The sequence below is a fragment of the uncultured Limnohabitans sp. genome, assembly GCF_937889215.1.
Taxonomy (GTDB): domain Bacteria; phylum Pseudomonadota; class Gammaproteobacteria; order Burkholderiales; family Burkholderiaceae_C; genus Limnohabitans_A.
Window position 1 is genome coordinate 1 of the sequence record NZ_CALBEX010000275.1, and the last position, 5071, is coordinate 5071.

The 5071-nt window shown below is 61.2% G+C and carries 4 protein-coding genes and 1 tRNA gene; 3 read left to right on the top strand and 2 right to left on the bottom strand.

The genetic code is table 11. The annotated features are described in order from the left end of the window. The coding region (locus Q0341_RS06950; RefSeq protein WP_299511493.1) for a response regulator at positions 1-613 on the bottom strand (613 nt) is incomplete at its 3' end. A 4-nt stretch (positions 614-617) separates the two neighbouring features. Then, a complete protein-coding gene (locus tag Q0341_RS06955; RefSeq protein ID WP_299511495.1) occupies positions 618-1388 on the bottom strand; it encodes a 3-hydroxybutyrate dehydrogenase in 771 nt (256 codons plus the stop codon). A 101-nt stretch (positions 1389-1489) separates the two neighbouring features. On the opposite strand from Q0341_RS06955, the gene Q0341_RS06960 reads away from it, so the two are divergent. The 3 genes from Q0341_RS06960 to Q0341_RS06970 all read left to right on the top strand — a co-directional run bounded on the left by Q0341_RS06960 (position 1490) and on the right by Q0341_RS06970 (position 4863). Next, positions 1490-2446, top strand: a complete 957-nt coding sequence (locus tag Q0341_RS06960; protein ID WP_299511497.1) for an alpha/beta hydrolase — start codon at positions 1490-1492, stop codon at positions 2444-2446. Between the two features lie 100 nt (positions 2447-2546). Continuing rightward, complete coding sequence (locus tag Q0341_RS06965; RefSeq protein WP_299511498.1) at positions 2547-4724, top strand: bifunctional (p)ppGpp synthetase/guanosine-3',5'-bis(diphosphate) 3'-pyrophosphohydrolase; 2178 nt, start codon at positions 2547-2549, stop codon at positions 4722-4724. 62 nt (positions 4725-4786) lie between these two features. Then, positions 4787-4863, top strand: a tRNA-Val gene (locus Q0341_RS06970). Positions 4864-5071 lie beyond the last annotated feature (208 nt).

Consider the following 5071-nt stretch of genomic DNA (forward strand, 5'->3'; position numbering starts at 1 on the left):
GGCTGCGGTCAAAGGGTTCAAATTCGCGCCCACGCGCCAGCTGCGCCAGTTTGTCGCGCGTCAGCGATTGCCTGGGGTGCCTGGCCAAAGCTTTGAGCATGGCAAATTCACCCGTGGTCAGGGCCATGTCTGCACCGTCTTTGGTGAGCGAGCGTGCCCTCAAATCGAGCTTGAAGTGCCCAAAGGTGATGACCTCTTCTTCGGCCGAAGGGGAGCCCGGCAATTCGCTGACGGGCCTGCGGCGCAGCACCGCATGGATGCGGGCCAGCAACTCGCGGGGGTTGAACGGTTTACCCAGGTAATCGTCGGCACCGATTTCGAGGCCGTTGATGCGGTCCACATCCTCGCCTTTGGCGGTCAGCATGATCACGGGGGTTTTTACGCCCGTGGCCCGCAAGCGCTTGCAAATGCTCAGGCCGTCTTCGCCAGGCAGCATCAAATCGAGCACCAGCAGGTCCACGGTTTCGCGCTGCAAGATGCGATCAAGGGCGCGGCCGTCTTCGGCCAGCAAGACGTCAAAGCCTTCTTGCGATAGAAATCGGCGCAACAGGTCGCGGATGCGGGCATCGTCGTCGACGATGACAATTTTGTCCAAACGGGGGGAGTTGCTCATGGCTTTATTGGGCGGTCCAGCCGCCGTCCATGTTCCAGGCCACACCGCGCACGTTGTTGCCTGCGGCTGAGCAGAAAAACACCGCCAGTTCGCCCAATTCTTCTGGGGTGGTGAACTGCATGGAAGGCTCTTTTTCTTGCAGCAACAGTTTTTTGGCCTCTTCATTGGTCAAGCCCATGGCCACGGCTTTGGCGTCCACCTGTTTTTGCACCAGTGGGGTCAGCACCCAGCCGGGGCAAATGGCGTTGCAGGTCACGCCGGTGGTGGCGTTTTCCAGGGCGGTGACTTTGGTCAGGCCCACCACGCCGTGCTTGGCGGCGACATAGGCCGACTTTTCGGCCGAGCCCACCAATCCATGGATGGATGCAACGTTGATGATGCGGCCCCAGTTGGCGGCCTTCATGGCGGGCAGGGCCAGGCGGGTGGCGTGGAAGGCGCTGGAGAGGTTGATGGCGATGATGGCGTCCCAGCGCTCGATGGGGAAGTCTTCGATCTTGGCCACATGCTGGATACCGGCGTTGTTGACCAGAATGTCGACGCGGCCAAAGGTGTCGGCGGCGAACTGCATCATGGCCTCAATCTCAGAGGCTTGGCTCATGTCGGCACCGTGGTAGGCCACTTTCACGCCCAAGGCGGCAATTTCTGCCTGGGGGCCTTCGGCATCGCCAAAGCCATTGAGCACGATGTTGGCACCTTGTTTGGCCAAAGATTTGGCGATGCCCAGTCCGATGCCGCTGGTTGAGCCTGTGACCAACGCTGTTTTACCTTGCAACATGATTTTCACTCCGAAAGATGAATTAGGATGTTCAAAAGTCCATTATCGCGCTGCCCATGTCTTGTTTTGGCGGCGCTGCCCTCAGATTGTTTCCGATTGTCATGAACACCCACTCTGCCGCCGCTTTGCCCCTTCAGCCCCACCCCGAGTTTGTGCTTTGCCCGCATCCTGAAGGGCAACACCGCATGGCTTACTGGCGTTGGGGCCCTGCGGATGCTCGGCATGTGGTGGTGTGCGTGCATGGCCTGACGCGCCAGGGCCGCGATTTTGACCGCTTGGCCCGCGCGCTGCTGGCAAGCAGCACCGAGCCTTTGCAAGTGATTTGCCCCGATGTGGTGGGGCGAGGCCAAAGCGATTGGCTGAGCGATGCCGGGGCTTACCAGTTGCCGCAATATGCCGCCGACATGCTGGCCATGCTGGCCCAAGTGAACGCCCAAATCGTTGCCACATCCGGCAACGCAGCGCCCATGCAAACACTCGACTGGGTGGGCACCAGCATGGGCGGATTGATCGGCATGGTGCTGGCTGGGCAGCCTGGCTTGCCCATGCCGGTGGCGATTCGCAGCTTGGTGCTCAATGACGTGGGCCCAGCCATCGCCTGGGGTTCGGTGCAGCGCATGCAAGCCTATGTGGGGCACTATGGGCAATTTCGCGATCTGGACGAGGCAGCTGCCGCTTTGTGGGCCCTGTCGCAAGGCTTTGGCCCGGTGCCCGCCGACGTTTGGCGCGAGCTGTCTGGGCCCATGACGCGAGCGGGGACGGACGGTGCCTTGACCTTGCATTACGACCCGGCCATTGGCGTGCCGCTGCGCGCCATGACGCCCGATGATGCTGTGGCCGGAGAAGCCACTTTGTGGGCTTTGTACGACCAAATCCATGCGCAAACGCTGCTCATTCGGGGCCAGGACTCAGACCTTTTAACCCCTGAAACAGCCACCGCCATGACGCAGCGCGGCCCCCGCGCCCAGCTGCTGACTTGGCCGGGGTTCGGCCATGCCCCGACCTTGACTGGCGACGATCAGATCGCCCCGGTGACTCAATTTTTATTGGGCGTCTGAACGCATGGTCGGCCCCACTTCCAGCCATGCGGCCAGTCCGGTTTCTGCACCGGGCCGCTTGCATGCGCCGCAGGCGCAGGCCGTTGAGTTGCCGCCAGTCATGCGGGCCACCGCCGATGCTGCCGAACACGCGGACATCCTGGCCAAGGCCCGCACCTTTGCGCTGCCCTTGATCGCCGACGAAACGCTGGACACGGGGGAGAACATCTTGGTGCATGCCGATGCGGTGGCCGCCATCTTGGCCGGCATTGACGGTTCGGTGGCCATGCAGGCGGCCAGTTATTTGGTTTACGCCTGCCCGCACCTGAACAAACCCGAAGACGTGATGACCAAGGCCTTCGGGCCGCAGTTGGCGCAACTGGCGCTGCAAACCAACCAATTGGTGCATGTGCAGCGCTTGTCCCGCGCGGCCGAGTCCAGCACCCAGGGGCCAGACAACACCCCGCTGAGCCCCCGCATCCAGACCGAAAACGTGCGCAAGATGCTGTTGGCTTTTAGCCGCGATTTGCGGGTGGTCATGCTGCGCCTGGCGTCGCGTTTGCAAACCCTTCGCCATTACGCTGCCACCAAACTGCCGGTTCCGCCTGTTTTGGCCAGCGAGTCTTTGCAGGTGTTTGCGCCACTGGCCAATCGCTTGGGCATCTGGCAGATCAAATGGGAGATGGAAGACCTGTCGTTTCGCTTTTTGGAGCCCGTCACCTACAAAACCATTGCCCTGCAGCTGGATGAAAAACGCACCGAACGTGAGCGCTACATGGTCGCGTTGCGCGAGCGTTTGCAGCAAGCGCTGGCCAGCCAAGGCATTGCTGCCATCGTGGAGGGGCGGCCCAAACACATCTACAGCATTGTGCGCAAGATGCGTGGCAAGTCGTTGCCTTTTGAGCGCGTGTTCGACATCCGGGCGCTGCGCGTGGTGGTGCCCAGCGTGGCCGATTGTTACCAAGTGCTCAGCTGGGTGCACGAGCACTTTGCGCCGATTGCCCAGGAGTTTGACGATTACATCGCCAAGCCCAAAGCCAACGGCTACCAGTCGCTGCACACCGTGGTGCGCGATGCCGATGGCGGCCCGATCGAGGTGCAAATCCGAACCCAAGCCATGCACGACCATGCCGAGCACGGTGTGGCGGCCCATTGGGCCTACAAGGAAGCCGGTGCCAAAGGCTACACCGGGGTGTCGGCCACCAGCGAATACGACACCAAAATTGCTGTGTTGCGCCAGCTGTTGGCCTGGGAGCGCGACCTGTCCGGGGCGGCTCAAGCCAATGCCACCGGCAATGGCCTGTTTGACGACCGCATCTATGTGTTGACCCCTGAAGCCGCCGTGGTGGAGTTGCCGCAAGGCGCCACGCCCATCGACTTTGCCTACACCGTGCACACCAACCTGGGCCACCGTTGTCGGGGGGCCAAGGTGGATGGGGCCATGGTGCCCCTGAGCACCCCACTGGCCAACGGCCAGACGGTGGAAATCACCGCCATCAAGGAGGGCGGCCCGTCACGCGACTGGCTCAACCCCGAGTTGGGCTTTTTGGCGAGTCCTCGTGCGCGGGCAAAAGTGCGCGCCTGGTTCAACGCCCAAGTCATGGCCGAAACCGTGGCCCGTGGGCGCGAGGCGGTCGAAAAATTCCTGCAGCGCATGGGTCGCACCGCGATCCGCTTGGAAGACCTGGCCAGCCAGCTGGGCTTCAAGTCGGCCGAAGGCTTGTTCGAGGTGGTGGGCAAAGACGAGTATTCGCTGCGCAACATTGAGGTGTTGCTCAACCCGCCAGAGCCAGAGCCAGAAGGCGACGCATACCTGCACAAAAAGTTCAAAGGAGCGGCCCGCCCATCACCCTCGGGCGTGTTGGTGGTGGGGGTAGATTCCTTGCTCACACAGCTCTCGCGCTGCTGCAAACCCGCACCGCCCGATGCGATTGGTGGCTTTGTGACACGCGGCAAGGGTGTGAGCATTCACCGCCAGGACTGCAGCAATTTCCGCGAGCTGGCCGCACGCCACGGCGAGCGCGTGATCGAGGTGCGCTGGGGCGAGCACAAAGGCCCCGATGCCTCAGTCTACCCGGTGGACGTGGCGGTGGAGGCCTTTGACCGGCAAGGCCTGTTGCGCGACATCTCCGAGGTGTTTGCCAAAGAAAAGATGAACGTGATCGGTGTGCAGACCCAGTCCGTGAAGGGCACCGCTTGGATGACCTTCACGGTGGAGATCGGCGATGCGGTCAGCCTGCACAAAGTGCTGGGCACCGTGCGCGGCGTCAAAGGGGTGAGGGCGGCGCGAAGGCGCTAAACACGTCTTATTGAAACGCGCCCCGAAAAGGTGTTTTTTATGGCTATAATTCAAGGATCAGCAGGCGCGTAGCTCAGTTGGTTAGAGCACCACCTTGACATGGTGGGGGTCGCTAGTTCGAATCTAGTCGCGCCTACCAAATTCGGTAGGAAAATCAAGCACTTAGCGGAAACGCCCGGTGCTTTTTTATTGCTTGTACGGGAAAAGTACGGGAATTCATTCTTGAGTACTTCGCAAATTTGACTCAATGGAACTTCAGGTCGGCGCTTTCGGTATCTTTGGTTCTATGTCTTGATTCGATCTAATCTTGAGGCACAGGTGATAGTAGGCCCCCAGCTTCGGTCTGA

What these genes read in the sequence shown, in the direction of transcription:
- Q0341_RS06955 (WP_299511495.1), bottom strand. Translation starts at nt 1,388, where the DNA reads ATGTTGCAAGGTAAAACAGCGTTGGTCACAGGCTCAACCAGCGGCATC.
- Q0341_RS06960 (WP_299511497.1), top strand. Translation starts at nt 1,490, where the DNA reads ATGAACACCCACTCTGCCGCCGCTTTGCCCCTTCAGCCCCACCCCGAG.
- Q0341_RS06965 (WP_299511498.1), top strand. Translation starts at nt 2,547, where the DNA reads ATGCGGGCCACCGCCGATGCTGCCGAACACGCGGACATCCTGGCCAAG.